The sequence below is a fragment of the Pseudomonadota bacterium genome, from assembly GCA_018823285.1.
In the GTDB taxonomy this organism is placed as follows: Bacteria; Desulfobacterota; Desulfobulbia; order Desulfobulbales; family JAGXFP01; genus JAHJIQ01.
Genome location: JAHJIQ010000010.1, coordinates 78403 through 95054, shown reverse-complemented (window position 1 = coordinate 95054; position 16652 = coordinate 78403). Strand labels below are relative to the sequence as shown.

Below are 16652 nucleotides of genomic sequence, written 5' to 3'. Positions count from 1 at the left end.
TGCCGGTTACCTATCCAACGCCAGGAAATGGGATTGGCTCTCCAAGAAGCTCCTGCTTTCCATGTTATCCGAGAAACCGGCCGTTGCCGTAAAGGAGTACAGAAAATTCATCCAAGGCGAAGAAACTCAGGAAGTGCTGGGTTTTTTCGGTAAAAAAAATCTGCCTTCTGTTTTCGGAACAGATACTTTCGTTCAATGGGTAAAAGATGAGTTCTTCGAACGGAACAGACACCAAGAAGTACCACAATCCTGGCAACTAGCTCCGTCAATTCCGGATATCAAGGAAACAGTCTGCCAGAGTTACGGAATTCCTATCACAGCACTGGCAAAGACCGTACGTGGTCAGGCAAATGGACCAAGGAACCTGGCTATCTATCTCTGCAGGAAACTCAGCCGGGAGAAATTAGAGGATATTTGCAAAGAATTTGACCTGGGCAGTTACAGCTCAGTCAGCAGTGCTGTTATTCGCACGGAAAATCTACTTGCCAATGACAATCGTCTTCGGAAAAAATTTGCAGAAATAAGGATAAAACTGAGCAAGGGTCAAGCAAAGACTTGACCCCTTTATCTTTATGACCCCTTTACTAGGTCTAGACCCCTTTACTAGGTCCTCACACCCTAAAAACTTTCATCACTTCATCGCCAAGGTGGTTGATTACTTTGACGGCGATGCGACCGGTTTTTGGTTTGTCGAAGGGGCGGGAGGTGTCGCTGTTTAGAGTGGCCCAGGCTTCTTCGTTGATCTCTGCTTTGAGGGTGGTTTTGAGGGCCTTGTATGGGTCGTTGGCGCCCAGGAAGTAGGCGTGGCGGACGAAAAAGCTTTCTTCGTTGTAGTCGGTGTCGATGAACCAGCAGGCGATGCCGGAGGCTGAGTCGCTGCGGACTTCGCCGGTGTTGGGGTCGAAGACGTCGACGCCGTTGACCTTGACCTGGGAAAAGTGGTCGGTGGTTAGTGTCGAGTGAAAATCGGACAGAGATTTACCGTTTTCAGTATTCATCGTATTTCAAAGCCTTGCCTTTGACTTTCAGGGCGGGATACTTTTCTCTGTTTTTTTCCAATTTGTCCCGTGCCGCCTGCAACGGGTCGATACCCAGCCGATCGGCCAGGTTGAGCAGATAGATGAAGACATCGCCGATTTCGTCTTTGACGAGAGCTTTTTTCTCATCCGGCAGATTCTGGCTTTGTTCCTGAGTGAGCCACTGAAAATGTTCTGTTAGCTCCCCTGCTTCAACCATGAGCGCCATGGCAAGATTTTTCGGGGAATGAAACCGGCCCCAATCCCTTTCCTCACGGAATTTGATGAGTTCCTGCAGTAACTTTTCCAACTATCCCTCCTTGCCGGCCTGGTTATGGCCGGAAGATATTTTCATTGTGCCACGCAATATAGTCACCAGCCGGCCTCTCAATTGCCTCGCTTGGCATAACGATTAAGGGCTTGCCGTGCATGGCGTAATAATCACGGCCGTTCTCAAACTCTTCCTTGATTCTGCGGCTTACTTCAACATTCAAGCTGTCGGTTATCGTCATATATCCTCGATCAAAAAGGATATGGAGATCGGAACGTAGCAGCAGACCATTATTCACCCGATTGGGGCAACTCTGAGCAAATGGTTTGATGTGCGCGGCCTCAAGGACCGGCAAAGTACGTTCACCGGTGACAGCGCATCGGCGTTGATAAGACTCCGTGACCAGAACTCGGAAAGCTCCTTGGCCTAAACGGACTTTGGTCAGATATTCCGATCCGTACTGGGGTTGATCTTCCGCAGCAACAAGAGCCGTGCTTGCTCCCGTGTCATCCAATAACGGATTTTGTTGGAGACGGTCCATTACCGCACGCCAGAGTGACATGCCATGAGAATCCGCAGTGCTGTATGTTTTGCCCTGCACAATGCTGCGCCCCCAGTTGGTCGGCGCCGGAATCCAGTCCTCTTCCCTGAAGAAGAACGGTTCTGCGAGAATTGAACACCCAATAAAAGGATTTGGATTGTTGTCATTCCGAAGCGCGGAAATCATGCGCAGAAGGGATTGCGAATCAGGAGCGCCGTTTTTTTCCTTAAATGCTTCCCACGCGAGAGAAAGTGGAAGGATTGAATGCCGGACAAAATAACCGCCGCCGGCAATGTGGTTGTGAGGTGATTTAAGTTTAAAAAGAAACAGGTCGCCAGGCTGGACGGCCGAGAATTGACTTTTGCCGCTTGGCCTCCAGAAATTCACCTCATCCGGCTGCCGCTGGCGAAGAAAGTTATACCAATTATTGTCGGTGACACCCACCCAGAATTTCATGCTGTGCCCTTTGTCATTTGCATCTTGCTCCTCATACCTTCCTTCTCCTGGATGTAGAGGGTGGGGCCTGGACAATCAGATCCGACCAGTCCTGCTCATCCTTGCCGCGCCAGACCAGTTGCGGGTCCAGATCGCGGTTGCGGCGTTGGTAGGCGACCTGCACCGGGCTCTTGTCGGCCTCGTGCATGATCGACTGATGCTCGGCGGTGGGGATGTTTTTGCGACTCGCTTCAGCGTGGGTCAATGTTTCCACGGTTTTGCTATCTGTCTTCTTCATGGCCATGTTGTTTGTTCCTTGTCGCAAAAAAGAGTGAAGTTTGAAGAGTGAAGGGTGAAGAAAACTTCTCTCTTGCGGGTGACTATTTTCCTGAATTGCTCCTGGTTTTCTTTAGGATCGTTGTCAGGATGGCAATCAGTTGATTCGATTCATCACTCAAGTCCTTCAAATTGAGGTCGGTTACAATTTCTGCCGCTAACAGCAACCGAAGCCAATAATTAGTTTCACGGGCTTCCTTACAGGCAATGGAGTATTTGGCGATAAAGTCCGCCTTGCTCTGGCTGCCTTGCCCCTCTTCAACGTTGGCGCCGATTGATGTCCCGGCCCTTAAGAGCTGGTTGGCCAACGTACGGCTTACACCAGGCGCCTGTTCAAGCACCTGGCACAATTTCACAACCCGACAGGCAAACGCAAACGTACGCTCCGGCAAGTCTCTCCTCGGCTCTAACATTTCACTCTTCACTCTTCACTCTTCACTCTTCCAATTTTCCGCATCGCCGCTTCCGGAATCTCCTTGAAATTCTCCCTGCTCGATACCCTCCGCCCTGATTTCCTCTCCAGATCTTTTCTGGCACTGCCGGCAACCGTTCCGCCTTCAATGGCAGCACTGCGATTCTTTTCATAGCCCTGGGCATTCTGGTTACGTGCAATCTCGGTGGTGGAGGCCTCGCCCAACATGGTGAAGATCAACTCCAGGTCGCTCATATGGTCACGAAGGTTGTCCGCCGGTTTATCAAGGCTCTTGAAGGCCTTATACTCCGAAGGCGTCATGCCGAAGGTGGCGCGGCTGATCTCGGCGGTGAGAATGGCATATTCGAGCTGTTCCTTGACTCCGCGTTTCTTCCATTCATTGGTCAACTCGTCGCGAATGGCGATTCCGCGCACTCGCTTTTCAATCCATTCGTCGCTATATCCCTTGGCCTTGTATAATTCCCGCATACGCTTGGCGGTCAGTTCGGGATTTTCTATCTCCTCCAGGCGTTCGTAGCCGACCCTGGCCAGCCAGCGTTTGAAGGGTTCGGCTTTGGGCGAGGGAATGGACTGGATGATCCGAAGCAATCCTTCTGTATCCGAACAGTCGGTCTCCCGTAATTTGCCGTCCGGGGCTTGCAGTTTGAACTGTCGACAGATTGTCGACAGTTCAGTCCCGCTGATTTTTTCCCGTTTTTTTATGTGGTACCAATAATCCCGTGGCTTCGGGCTGTCGGTCAGGACTGCAACCACATCAATGACCGAAAAATACCAGCGCTGCTCAGCATCACTCCACACTGAACGAATTTGTCGTGTCTCAAACAGTTTAATATTGCTCATGGGCCGTTGCTCCCTGACGACTTGACCATTTTCCCGACGTCGGCAAAATGGTCGGCGATTTGATGGTTGGAGATCTCACAGGCGGTTTTGGCCTTGGAAATAACATTCAGGAAATTATCCCATTTGGTATAGCCGAGAAGGTGCTGGAGATCGCGGGCAAGCCAGAACTCGATGCCATTCTCGGTCTGCTGGGCATGCGCCTCGAAATTATCGGTCAGAGACCGGACAATCTCAGTTTTCATATCTTTTCTCCCTCATACCGACCAGATTGCGGGCATACTTCATAATGAATAAAAATCAGCTGTTTATTATGCATGTGGTTGGTCATGTGCATAGAAAAACGGCTTTTTGTATACAGATCAGCCTTCTCGATTCGCAACGGTCTCGATCATCTTGTTGAACAGCGATTCCACCCTGGCTTCAAAATCGCTCTCGATCCGATAGACCTCGGTAAACTCGGCAAAGGCCCAGTGACCATACCGCTCCAGGTTGTTCACCCCCGGCACCCAATAGTTCTCCATGGTGGCCTTCTTCAACTTGGCATCTTCGCGGCGGAGACCTTTGATCTCGACGATGAGATGCAGCGGGTCATCGTCCCCTTTCCCGTCATCAACCAGAACGATAAAATCCGGGATATAAGTCCTGGTCTCTGAGCCATAGCGATAGGGCACTTCCAATCCCAGATTGTGGTTCTTGACGTAGGCTCTCACCTTGGGATGGGATTCGGCCACCCGGCAGAACTCGGCCTCCCAGTCGCTATCCAGGATCACCCAGTTGATATGGCACCGGCGGGCGTCGGTTTGCCAGCGATCTTTTTTTGAGGTGTTGAAGTTGACGTGGATAGTGGAGCCGACCGGATTGTAGGGATCGAGAACCGCCTTGATCGGCATCTCACCCTGTTTTGCCCGGGTGATACCGTCGGTAATCAGCTTGCATGCCATGTCGGCGAGCATCTTGTATTTGAGTTGTGCAGGATAGGTTCCACCTGTGCAAACCAGATATCCATCCAGCCATTGGCGGGCGATCCGCTTTAACTGACCGAAAAGATGGAGTTGGGGCTCATCGTTGGCATCCCGCCAGCTATGGAGGACCAGGTGTGAAGTCAGTTCATACACCACCTGGGAGGGGCGGACATCACCGGTATGGACCAGTGTTAAATCAACCGGTACGCCAATGATGCCGGAGTTACGGGTCTCAGTGGCGCCGACTAACTCCGGAGTGAGTTCAAGGACGGAATCATCATTGAAGGTGGCGGTAAGCCGATCCTCGGGCAATTCGACTCGATAGCCTTGCACCCTCGGGAATCGTATTTCCAGATGGTCGCGCTCTGGACGCACTGCCTTGACCTGGACGGTTTCCCGGGGCGGTTGCGGGGGGGCCACTACCGGCTTGGCCGTGAAGTCGAAGGGAATGCCCAGTACATCGGCATACTCGACATTGAACAAGCCTTCCTCGTTCAAATCATAGGACTGACGACGCAGGGCGCGGCCGATGACCTGTTCGCAGAGCAGCTGGGTACCAAAGGCACGGACACCAAGGACATGGGTAACCGTGTTGGCATCCCAGCCTTCGGTGAGCATGGAGACCGAGACCACACAACGGATCGAGTCTCCCAAGGTTCCAGGCTTGCCGACGGTATTCATGACTTCGCGCAGCAGATCCTGATCGGTAAGGTTCTCTGCCTGGCGGCGATCGCCGGTGCGTTCGACAATTTCCCGGCGGAAACGGTCAATCTCATCGGCGGCCATCTGGCGGAAATTATTGTCCAGACCTTCGCCGGATTCGAGTTGTTCACTATCAATGAGGAGGGTCCGGGGCCGGCCATGCGGGTTCCCATGTTGATCGTGATTCCGGAACAGTTCCAAACGGCCAAATTCAAGCTGGCTGGTGCCATCTTTGTTGATTCTCTGGAAACCGGAGATCCAATCGTACACCAGTTTGGAGGTCGAGGTGTTGTTACAGACCACAATAAAACAGGGAGAGACTGAGATATTTTCTTTTCGCCAGAGTTCGTAAGTCTTCTCGTAATGACCATATAAGGCAAGAAGAGCGGTCTGCAGTTGAGTGGGGATATCAAGCGGATTAAGAGTGGCGCCCTTGCCCCGACCCTTTTTCGGCATCTTGGCGCGGATGTGTTCCCAGAGGTTGCGAAACATCGGCATCTCGCCGCCGGGGATATTGTCGGCCACCGGGACGCGAGGTAATTTGACAATGCCGCATTCGATGGCATCCATCAGCGAAAAATCGCTCATGGTCCAGGGGAAAAGGGTGCCTTCTCTATATCCTGAGCCACTGAGAAAGAACGGGGTGGCAGAAAGATCGTAGACACGGGTGATGCCAAGCTTACGTTTGACGGTTTCCAGCCCGGTAATCCACATCCGGGCAGCCTCGTTGTTCTGATCCGCCTCTTTCTTCTCATCGCTCTTCAGTTTCTCTGACTCATCCTCTTCCGGTGGCTTCTCCCGATAACAGTGATGGGCCTCGTCGTTGATTACCATGATGTTCTTGATACCCATCAAGTCCGGCATCACCCGCTGGATCATCTGCCCCTCGGTCTCCAGGGTGTTCAACTCTTCACCGCCACGGCCCTGGAGCAGAAGCCGGCCACCCTTGGATATTTCCAACCGCTCGCGAAGTTTGAATGCGTGGTAGTTGGTGATGACGATCTTGGCCCGCTCCAGATCACCAAGCATGTCGCTCGGGATCAATTCTCGGCTTTGATAGTAGCTGTCCGGGTCGTTGGGCTGCAGGACCCTTAATCGATCACGGATGGTAAGACCGGGAGCAACGATAAGAAATCCGCGGGTGTACTTCTTGCTGGTTGGGCGCCGCACTGCATTGACGGTCTGCCAGGCGATCAACATGGCCATGACCGTGGTTTTACCAGCGCCGGTGGCCAGCTTTAAGGCGAGGCGCATCAACTCTGGATTGGCTTCGTCGTTGGCATTTGCCATGTGTTCGAGAAATTTCTTGCCTGCCTTGTGGGTTGGCGCAACCTCAGTCAACCATATGGCGGTTTCGACCGCTTCGACCTGGCAAAAGAATGGTCGAATGCCGCTGAAGCGATGGTGTCGCCAGTGCTGGAGCAGTCGGGCGGTTTCCGGGGTGACATGCCAGTCGTTGGGGTTTGGCAGGTCGCGCCAGGCATCGACCTGACGACGAAGTTCATTGATGTGGGGTATTTCCGCGTACTGCTGTTCGGTGGAAGAAACCGTGGCATCGACGAACAATGATTGCTGTTGGGCCAAGCCTTTACGTTTGCGGGGTTTGGGAATCGGAGTGATGAATTTGGCGGGGCGACGTTCTTCTGCAATTGCCTGGGTTGGCTGCCCTTGATCATCAAGTTCCCAGTGCCGGGAGGGATAGGCGTAGGGAGAGTTTAAGATGGGCTTCTCGAAAAAACGATTATCCAATTTTTTGTATTCTCCATGCACCTATAGAGGGGAGTATTCAAATACAGATCACCTAACAAACAACCACAATTTACACAACAAATGGCCATTGAACAATTACCAATATCAAAGATCATCCATTTCCAACATACTTCTCAGTCTTTTTGCATGTTGGGAAGTTCGAACAACCCCAGAATTTCGATCCGGCATGTTGCCCTTTCTTGGCTATCCGAAGGACCATCTCCGCGCCACATGCAGGGCACCCCTTTTTTACATTCTCTAAGACAGATGACGGTTTTTCAATCCGGTGCTCTTTTTTAACCTCACCAATCATCGCTAACAGCTTTGTGCCATTAATCAATTCAACAGAGTTGCTATTCGCAAAATCGATCGCATCTTTAGTGAATTCTCCGGAAGAAATCACAATCCCTTTTTGCGCTCCTTGTGAAGCCATGACACCGAACAGTTCCCGGATCACTTTCACCCCAACCTTCAATATTTTCCAATGCTTGCATTGGACAAGGGTGGTCATGCCATCCTTGTTCAAAACCAGATCAACTCCACCATCAGGACCAGCGCCATGGTTTTCGACCACAGAGTAGCCTTGTCGCCGGTAGGCTTCACCGACCAATTCCTCAAACTCCTTCCAGCCAAGAGCCCTGATCGAAACAATATCTTTTTGCGAATCAAGCCTTTTGGTTTTTTTCATAGAGTTAACTGCGGATAACGCCGCACAACCAAGCAAGACCATTGAAACCATTTTTCCCAGTATCGGAGAGGATGGAGCCATGGCTTTAAGATAGAAATTTTCGAACTGGATAGCTGGTATGAGATAATGAGAAACAGCAAAAACTATGAATGCCGTTATAACACTTACCCTCCAGGAAAGAATACAAAAGACATCTATAAGGCTGTCATTTCGTTTGGCCAATCTTCCTGCCTCGTAATGTTCTATAGTTCATGATTAAATCCTTTGGAAAAGCAATTTAACCGAGAAGCATAAATTATCAAAGAACTTGTCAGGTGCATACAGGCAGTAATTCTGTCAGAGTCGTGTTTCCTCTGGCTATCGGTTATTTTTTATGCCACCTCGTCGATCATGTTCACGGCCCAGCGATGGACTAGATCGGTAAAATTTGTAAGGCGCATGACCTCGCGCAGACATTTTATCGTCTCCTTACGGTTACCATAGCCTTCCCAGAGAACTTCCGCCTTAACGAGCGAGTCAGGCTTGCGCTATTGCATTATCTCCAAGCACGAGCAACTTTTTTTGGTGCTGCTTGAGAAAAGCAAAATATCCACCCGGCGTCGCTATCGCCTGGACATTTCTTGATGCCCGCATGGGGAGGAGAACAAAAAAAGGGCCTGCGAAATGAATCGCAGGCCCTTTGTATTTTCTGGTGACCCCTACGGGATTCGAAGCGCTCCTCCCGCTTGTGCGGAACGATGACAAGCAGTGAAAAACAATGATCTATTTTACTAATATTATTAGCTTTTTTAGAAACCTGCTTCTCTGTCTAGATATCACTCGTTTTCATCAGATATCATGGTTTTGCATGCAAATTAGGCACAATTTTAGGCACAATTTTCATCCGGGAAGATGGTTAGGACAAAAAGAAAGGGCGTTTGACATGAGGAGTATGTCAAACGCCCTGATCAAGATAATGTTATGTATCAATTCACTGCGTCAGCCAGTTTGGTGCCAGGTTTAAATTTAGCCACATTCTTTGCTGCGATCTTAATAGTCTTGCCTGTTTGAGGGTTACGGCCATCTCTGGCTGCTCTCTTGGTCACGGAGAAAGTACCGAATCCGATCAATGAAACCTTATCACCTTTTGCTAAAGATCCTGACACTGCACCCATCATTCCATCAAGCGCTTTTCCTGCTGCTGCATTGCTGATGTCTGCTACTTCTGCCATTGCTGCGATAAGTTCCGACTTATTCATATTGCCTGTTCTCCTTTCGTTATTCATGGGTTGAATGTTTATCAGTTTTTCTTTTTACCACATTTGCCGAGTACTTCTGCCAAAGTTTTGACTGAAATTCTCAAGCCATCTTCAGTTTCGGAAATCACCTTTTGGTATCTTCAGAATTGGGAGAAGTTCAGCACCATCAAAAAATGCTGCTGCTATTCTCTCCCAACTCCTTACCAGTTATTCAATTGAAACGTTATCTATTGTTACCGCTCCACTCTGATAATCGATTATCAAAGAATCAATGACCGTTGGTGCACCAGAGTTAACCGGACTATATGCGCAGTCATAACCACCTTTGATGGTAATATCTATTGCCTTGTCAAGCCGCAAAGGTCCACTCAAATAGTTGCTTTGGATCTTTACAGTGAAGGTCGCCGGCTGCAAATCATAAACGGCCTGGAGTCCCTGGCTGTAATCACTACCCCCTTGTTTGCGTATCGGCATGGTTAACTGACATGGGTCTCCATTATTACCTATTCCATCACCATCGGTATCGGTATCTTCTGCAGGGTCACTTGGGAAGGCATCACACCCATCTGGAACCAGATCACCGTCAGCATCGGCATTGTCATCAAATCCGGGACACACATCGCTTGAATCCGGCACTCCATCACCATCAGCATCAGGGACCAAGTTTACTGCACCAAAAACCACCCCGCCGGGCATTGTGTCAAGATCTTCATGGGCAGCAGTCCGGTAATTGACATATGTCCCTCCCTCTGCATAAGTCAGAGTAAATGCCGGGACATTGGCACTTACTCTGGTAAATATCATCTGCCCGAGAAGAATGTCTGGGCCACCATAACCATCAGTCGGGTTTGCTATATCAAGTCGACCACCTATCATCTTGACTCCGGAAACATCAACAGCGGGGCTCATGTAAACCGAGTTCGTAACACCATCTCCTAAATACCAAACCGCATTATTACGACTGACACCACTTGAGGAAACATCTGCAGGATCAAAGTTAAGGGTCACCCCGAAACTCATAAGATTACAGTCGAGAGTCGTCGCGTAAATGTTAACGATGGCATTGGAATCACTGTAAGTTCCAGAGCCATAAACGTTAACATTCGGCACCGCTTGAACGTTCCCGGCTGAAAACATCAAGACGAGTAATGTGGCAAATATATACGAGAATCTATTGATCATTGATCACTCCTTCCTTAGCAACCCTCGTCAACATTGCCATCACAGTTGTTGTCGATGCCATCTGCACAAACCTCGGCTATTCCAGGTTTGATGTTTGGATCACCGTCGTTACAATCTCCGGTCACTTCTGTGAAGGTATCACCGTCATCATCCACATCAAGCCCGACCTTGCCGTAATTACCGGCGAACCAGTCCAAATCGACGCCGTCGACATTACCGGTTTTATCGTGGTCCCCGAGTTTGAGATATCCCTGATCCGTTGTCACCTGGTCATATTCGGCCTGTGGGACATAGCCCTGATGAACCGTGACATTAGGATCAAGGCTGGCCTGGAACTCCTGGAGATCGGTCAAGCCGTCTCCATCGGTATCACTAACCCCGTCCGCCGTGGTCAGGTTGGAGAAGTTTGCTGTCTCCCACTCGTCAGCGATACCATCACCATCAGTATCCTGGCTGTAAGCCGCATTAAGCATAAATGCATCACAGGCGTCCCCTGCTCCGTCTCCATCGCTGTCGACCTGAGTTGGGTTGGCTATTGAAGGACAGTTGTCAGCAGTGACCACTGTCACCAGTTCGGCAGCGGCAAAATGATCAACCGGCCGGGTACATGAAGTTGTATCTGTTGCTCCGCTGTAATATCCATCACCATCCACATCCGGATACCAGGTCTGACCGGGATGCTCATAGGGGCCTGTTGTTGGATCATCATTACAATCAGTACTGTCGAGGACATAACCCGGTTGTGGGCAGGTAGTGATCGTAATAGCCAAATCACCAAAACCATCTCCATCTGCATCACGATATAATGGGTCTACGCAACCGGATGCGGTAACAACCTGGGTCATGTTGCCGTTCGAGTCATAGGTATAATTGATCGTACCTGAAGAGTAAGTGGCTGAGGTCAGCCGGTTCAGGTTGTCGTAGGTATAGGTCACATTTTCGGCCGATACCGTAGACGCCATGATCAGAGAGATCAGTACTATCAGTTTCTTCATCCCCAACTCCTTAAATGTTGCATGCAATTCATATCCTTAAAACCTGAAAAACTTTTATTATTATCTTCCTTTAATTTCCATAAACCCCGGCCTGTCGCATCCCGCCGGAACTGAACTTCGGCAGGGAGGAAATATCTCTGACAATCACCGAGTGCTTGCTCAGAGCCGAAGTCAGTTGAGCATAGAGCTTCTTACTTGCACGACTCACATCCCGGGCCCGCTTTTCTTTCATCCGTTTCTGGTCATCCTTGTCCCGATAACCGTAGCGGTTGGTCTGGAGATTCATGATCTCGTTGTCAATACTTCTTTCTATAGCTGAACGGGTCTGCCTGTCGGCAAAATTTGGAGAAAGGAGTTTGCCGAACTCACGGCGGAAATAGCCTGATGCGTAGCTTTTTACGCTGAGATATTTTTTCGGTGAACTAGATTTTTTAGTACTAAAAGTCCCTGAATTTTGTGGAGAATCTATTAAAGGTTCAACTTTAGCCTGTAAGGTTGGGCTTTTAGGTGGCGTAAAACTGTTCTTTGGTGCAGGTCCCCATACAGTTTTACTTTGTTTTACCATCTGTCCATTTCCTGTGTTACCTAAAGAGAACTCTTGTTTTGCCCCCTCGGGGACAGAAGTGCCTTGATTTAAATAATCAAACTGGAAGCTATCTTCAGCGTCTTGTGGTGGCCCTTTTAGTGGCATATCTATATCTTCTTGGATTGAATAAGAATGGAGACCAGCATCAGTTGTCCCACCAGGCCTTAGTTGTCTACCAACATCATCTTGTCCTGTTACAGCGATGTATACCCATGGCCCAAAATATGAGACCACAAATGCTGCTAGCATTATTGTAGGTAAAATCACAATATCTTCACCATTCGGATCAAGCTTCAAGAGAGGATTGTTAAGACCATATTGAAATAAGTTCATTCTTTGTGCATCATCCATATCCCCCTTCACCGGATCTTTACTCATAAATCTTCTGGTCTCAGGATCATAGAACCTGGCTCTCATAAATTGGAGACCGGTCGGCTCCTGCATTACTCCGAACTTGCCTACATAGGTGAACTGGTTGTCATGAACTGTCTCGCTGCGGTTCAGCTCACCGAACGGAAGGTAGGCATATTTGTCGGTCACAGTTGCCGTGGCATCGGTGATCGCCACCGTGCTACCGATTGGATCGTAATGGTAATAGAGCCGTTCACCGGTAGCTCCATCGATCGAGTAGAGCAGACCGTCGCCGTAGATGTAATATTTGCTGACCGCGTTGTTCTCGTCCATCTCGGCCAAAACGAACTCCATCTCGCCGATCACGTCCAATAGGTAACGTGTCTCGATTCCGCTGTTAATTGATGCCAGACGCTGGCCGTCGCTGTTGTACTGGTAGCTGAAGGTATCCGAACCCTGCACCACGCCAGTCAATTGGTCGTCGTAGTTGTAGTCGTATTGGCTGACCACATTACCGTCATCGCGGCTGGTCCGATTACCCTGATTGTCGTGGGTATAGGTCTCGCCAGTACCGGTCAGTACCCGGTTGCCGTCATCGTGGATGAAGGCATCGCTGTAGTTATCGAGCAGCGGCACCAGCGGCTGGGTCATATCAACGGCCGTTCTATTGCCAATCTCGTCCATGGTGTAAGTGTAACCGGCGATCAGAGCAGTGGCCGGATCGCGATCTTCCTTGGTCAAAAGTCGCCCGGCATCATCATAGCTCAAGCCGACCGTGGCCCCATTGCCCATAGCTTTACCGACCAGTCGTCCAGCCACATCGTAGCTGTAGGTGGTGGATACCCCGCCCCAGTCGCTTACTGAAGCCAGCCGGTTCAATTCATCATAGGTGTAGAAGACGATCAGATTGCCGGGGTAGCGGATCGAGGTCCGGCTACCGTTGGGGTTATAGGTATAGCTTACTGTCTTCCCGTAGGGATCGGCGACCGAGGTCACCTGGTCGAGTGAGTTATAGGTAAAGGTGGTGGTCCCCACCCCACCGGTGGCGGTCAACCGGTTGCCAACCGCATCGTAAGTATAGGTGGAGATCGCCAAACCTGGATGGTTGATCTGGGTCAGGCGGTTGTTAGCATCATAGACGTAAGAAGTTGTACCATTACCGTCAGTCAACACGATCAGGTTACCGAGTTTGTCATAAAGCATGGCAGAGCGGTTGTTCAGTGGATCGGTTTCGGCAACCAAACGGTTCAGCTTGTCGTATTCGTAGGTGGTGACCTTGTTCCGAGTGTCTGTCGTCGAGATCCGGTTGCCCAGGACGTCGTAGGCGGCCGTCACGACCCCGCTCTCAGCATCGGTCACAGTCACCAGTCTGCCCAGTTCGTCATAGGTAAAACTGGTGGTATTGTTCCGGGCATCGGTAACGGTCAGCAGTCGGCCCAACTCATCATAAGTATTAGTGGTGACGTTGTTAAGCGGATCGGTGACGGTCAGTAAACGGTTTAGAACATCATAGGTTGATGAGGTGGTATTAGTCAGGGCATCCGTTACAGACAACTGGTTACCGTTGGCATCATAGGTGTAGGTGGCGATGTTGCCTAAGGCATCAGTGGTCGAGACCAACCGGTTCAGAGCATCGTAGGCCATAACCGTCTCGTTACCCAGGGCATCGATGGTCTTGATCTTATTACTGTTGGCGTCGTAATCACTACGCACCGTGTTGCCGAGGGAGTCAGTGGCCTGGATCACATTGCCGAGTGCATCATAAACCGCCGAGGCTGTCGCCCCCTTGGCGTTGGTCACCACTTTCCGCCTGTCTAAGAGGTCGTAGGTGTAGGTCTCGGTATTACCCAGCGGATCGGTCTTGGAAACTAAGCGATCCTTGGCGTCATAAGTGAAGGTGGTCTTATGGCCCAGGGCATCGAGATGCTCCAGCTTGTTGCCGTTATCATCAAAGGCAAACTGGCTCACCCCGCCCGTACCGTCGGTCACCGAGATCAGTCGATCCATGCTGTCGTATTCGTAGGCTGTTGCCCGACCCAGCTGATGAGACTCGGTCAACTTCCGCCCGACCCCATCGTAGGTGAACTCGCTTCGGTTTGTCAGGGTATCGATCACCGCCGTTTGGTTGCCGAACTGGTCATACTCGTAGGTTGTGACGTTGTTCAGGGCATCGGTAACCGTTTCAAACTGACCGTAGGCATCGTAGGTATAGGTGGTAGTGTTGGTCAGGGCATCGGTGGCGGTAAGCAGATTCCCGTTAACCGGATCGTAGGTAAAGGTAGAGACGTTGTTGTTGGCATCAGTCTTGGTCAACGGGTTATTCTTGGCATCATAAGTTGCCGAGGTAACCCGCCCCAGCGGTTCGTTCTTGGTCAGGACGTTGCCGCTTGGGTCGTAGATATAGCTGGTGGTATTGCCGCGCTTGTCGGTGACCGAATCAAGATTGCCACTTGTGCCGTAAACATAGGTCGCGACATAACCAAGGGCATCGGTTTCCTTAACCAGCCGCAGTAACTCATCAAAATTGTGATAGCTGATATTACCCAGGGCATCAACGATCTTGGTGGTCCTGGTTGCCACATCGTATGTGTAAAGGGTCATGCCACCCAGAGCATCCTTCTGGCTCGATACTACCCGCCGGGCGGAATCATAGACATTAGTCATCACCACGTTGCCCATCGGATCGGTAACGGTCAGCAACTGGTGATTGGCATCAAAGGTATAATTGGTAATCTTGCCATCCAGGTTGGCTGAGCTGACCAGCCCCCCATTGGCATCATAGGTAAAGGTAACCGAACGGCTGATCGGGTCGAGGATACTGGTGATCCGGCTGTTGGCGTCATAGGTGAAGCTTATAGTGCGACCAACAGTATCGGTTATCGAGGTCAGTTCACTGCCGCTGTAGTTGAAAGTGATGGTATTGCCGTACTCGTCAACAATCTCGGAGATCTGGTTTGCGATATTGAACCGGTACTCGATCATATCTTTCTGGCGCAGGGTGAAGGTGCTGTCACCATTGTCGATCAGGGTCGAGAACACCCCATACATCGGAGTGAATCCACCACCACCGTCAGGACTCCAGACCTCGGTCCGTCCATCACCCCAGCGGACTATAACTTCTCCGCTACCGCCAATTGAAAGCGAGATATTGTAGTTATGAGTCCAGCCAAAGCCCAGCGGCCCGTCCGTACCATCCTGAGAGTTATAGGTTCTCTCAAAGGCGAAAGACATGCCGCGCCCGGGAATGGCCAGATCAGCCATACCATAGACAAAGTTGCCGGTAGAGGTGTTGACCGAATCGGATGAGTAGCCGGAATTAGTATTGGTCCCGAAGACCGTCGCGTCCCTGGTCAGGATAATGTCATGTGCTACCGATGTCTTGCAGAGTTTAAGCCGCTCCTGGTAGGTAACGTAACCCGGAGAAGCTGTAGTCGCCTCTTCGATCAGGTAATAATCGCGCGGCAACCCGGTAAAGGAGTAGTTGCCGTTTATATCAGTAGAAGTGGAATGGCCTGAATCAAGGGTGATAGTGACTAGTGGCATCCCTTCATCAGTGGTGGCATCCTTGACCATCCCGGTGATCGACAGGTTGGAGCCAGTGCAGATCTCGTACTCCTGGCTGACCACATTCCCGGTGTTGCCAACCATATCAACCGCGAAGGCTTTAAGTGTGCTATCAGCGCTTACTGAGACCGGACCGGAGTAGACATTTGATGCGATGGTTGGCTCACTACCGTCAGTTGCGTAGTAGATGGTTGACTCTTCACTGGCTGTAATCGCCACCGACTGGGGATCCATGAAAGTTCCGCCAGTTGGGGAAATAGTCGTTGCCGGTGGGGTAGTATCAAGAATGATCGAATCACTACAAGCACCCGACCAGTCGCCATTGCCGTTCTTGTACTTGACAAAAACTTTGCGCGGCCCGTCGTTTGCCACCAAATTCCATGATTTATCTGTAGCGTAGAGTTCCGGTGATGACCAGGCAACCCCGTTGTCTGAAAGTGACATTTCAGCACAGCCGGTCGAATCACCGCAGATCAGGCCCAGGTTGACCGAAATTGACGAAGTTATCGCTGCCCCACCATCAACGATAATCCCGCAGGTGGTAACGTTTGCAACCACAACATTTCTGGTTTTACAAGAGATGGAATAATTACTACTAACCGAGTTGCTGCATAGCGGCTTGTTGATTCCATCTGAAACTACCAGATAATTGGTCGATCCTCGCGCACCACTCCCGTGATTCTCCTGTATAGAAGTTATATCGTAATTACTGCTACTCATAGCCGCAATAGAGCAAACTGGGACCGTAGTGCTAAACAGTAAA

11 protein-coding genes and 3 pseudogenes are annotated in these 16652 nt (G+C 50.4%); 1 reads left to right on the top strand and 13 read right to left on the bottom strand.

What is annotated here, in order from left to right; translation table 11 throughout:
* Nucleotides 1–559: transposase (locus KKG35_03185; GenBank protein ID MBU1737116.1), on the top strand; the 559-nt coding region annotated here is incomplete at its 5' end.
* Nucleotides 560–611: 52 nt separating this feature from the next.
* On the opposite strand, the pseudogene KKG35_03180 reads toward KKG35_03185, so the two are convergent.
* The 13 genes and pseudogenes from KKG35_03180 to KKG35_03120 form a co-directional block, all read right to left on the bottom strand.
* A pseudogene (locus tag KKG35_03180) lies at nt 612–932 on the bottom strand (site-specific DNA-methyltransferase).
* 55 nt (nt 933–987) lie between these two features.
* Complete coding sequence (locus KKG35_03175; GenBank protein MBU1737115.1) at nt 988–1326, bottom strand: nucleotide pyrophosphohydrolase; 339 nt, start codon at nt 1324–1326, stop codon at nt 988–990.
* A 22-nt stretch (nt 1327–1348) separates the two neighbouring features.
* Nucleotides 1349–2284: an HNH endonuclease gene (locus KKG35_03170; protein ID MBU1737114.1), complete on the bottom strand. Its 936-nt coding sequence runs from the start codon at nt 2282–2284 to the stop codon at nt 1349–1351.
* Between the two features lie 41 nt (nt 2285–2325).
* Nucleotides 2326–2567 (bottom strand): annotated as a pseudogene (locus KKG35_03165) (DNA methylase).
* A 76-nt stretch (nt 2568–2643) separates the two neighbouring features.
* Nucleotides 2644–3012, bottom strand: coding sequence for a four helix bundle protein (locus KKG35_03160; GenBank protein ID MBU1737113.1), 369 nt, complete (start codon nt 3010–3012; stop codon nt 2644–2646).
* Between the two features lie 8 nt (nt 3013–3020).
* The gene (locus KKG35_03155; protein ID MBU1737112.1) at nt 3021–3872 is read right to left on the bottom strand and encodes a Bro-N domain-containing protein; all 852 of its coding nucleotides are present in this window, start codon (nt 3870–3872) and stop codon (nt 3021–3023) included.
* An 8-nt stretch (nt 3873–3880) separates the two neighbouring features.
* Nucleotides 3881–4114 (bottom strand): annotated as a pseudogene (locus tag KKG35_03150) (DNA damage-inducible protein D).
* Between the two features lie 117 nt (nt 4115–4231).
* Entirely contained in the window at nt 4232–7285 is a 3054-nt protein-coding gene (locus KKG35_03145; GenBank protein ID MBU1737111.1) for a DEAD/DEAH box helicase family protein, read from the bottom strand.
* 112 nt (nt 7286–7397) lie between these two features.
* Complete coding sequence (locus KKG35_03140) at nt 7398–8195, bottom strand: DUF2034 domain-containing protein (protein ID MBU1737110.1); 798 nt, start codon at nt 8193–8195, stop codon at nt 7398–7400.
* Between the two features lie 743 nt (nt 8196–8938).
* Nucleotides 8939–9211 (bottom strand): HU family DNA-binding protein, encoded by a 273-nt coding sequence (locus KKG35_03135; GenBank protein ID MBU1737109.1) that lies wholly within the window; start codon nt 9209–9211, stop codon nt 8939–8941.
* 207 nt (nt 9212–9418) lie between these two features.
* Nucleotides 9419–10393 (bottom strand): thrombospondin type 3 repeat-containing protein, encoded by a 975-nt coding sequence (locus tag KKG35_03130; protein MBU1737108.1) that lies wholly within the window; start codon nt 10391–10393, stop codon nt 9419–9421.
* A gap of 14 nt (nt 10394–10407) precedes the next feature.
* Complete coding sequence (locus tag KKG35_03125) at nt 10408–11388, bottom strand: hypothetical protein (protein ID MBU1737107.1); 981 nt, start codon at nt 11386–11388, stop codon at nt 10408–10410.
* Between the two features lie 70 nt (nt 11389–11458).
* Nucleotides 11459–16447 (bottom strand): chitobiase/beta-hexosaminidase C-terminal domain-containing protein, encoded by a 4989-nt coding sequence (locus KKG35_03120; protein MBU1737106.1) that lies wholly within the window; start codon nt 16445–16447, stop codon nt 11459–11461.
* Between the last annotated feature and the right edge of the window lie 205 nt (nt 16448–16652).

What these genes read in the sequence shown, in the direction of transcription:
- KKG35_03170 (MBU1737114.1), bottom strand. Translation starts at nt 2,284, where the DNA reads ATGAAATTCTGGGTGGGTGTCACCGACAATAATTGGTATAACTTTCTT.
- KKG35_03160 (MBU1737113.1), bottom strand. Translation starts at nt 3,012, where the DNA reads ATGTTAGAGCCGAGGAGAGACTTGCCGGAGCGTACGTTTGCGTTTGCC.
- KKG35_03155 (MBU1737112.1), bottom strand. Translation starts at nt 3,872, where the DNA reads ATGAGCAATATTAAACTGTTTGAGACACGACAAATTCGTTCAGTGTGG.
- KKG35_03135 (MBU1737109.1), bottom strand. Translation starts at nt 9,211, where the DNA reads ATGAATAAGTCGGAACTTATCGCAGCAATGGCAGAAGTAGCAGACATC.
- KKG35_03130 (MBU1737108.1), bottom strand. Translation starts at nt 10,393, where the DNA reads ATGATCAATAGATTCTCGTATATATTTGCCACATTACTCGTCTTGATG.
- KKG35_03125 (MBU1737107.1), bottom strand. Translation starts at nt 11,388, where the DNA reads ATGAAGAAACTGATAGTACTGATCTCTCTGATCATGGCGTCTACGGTA.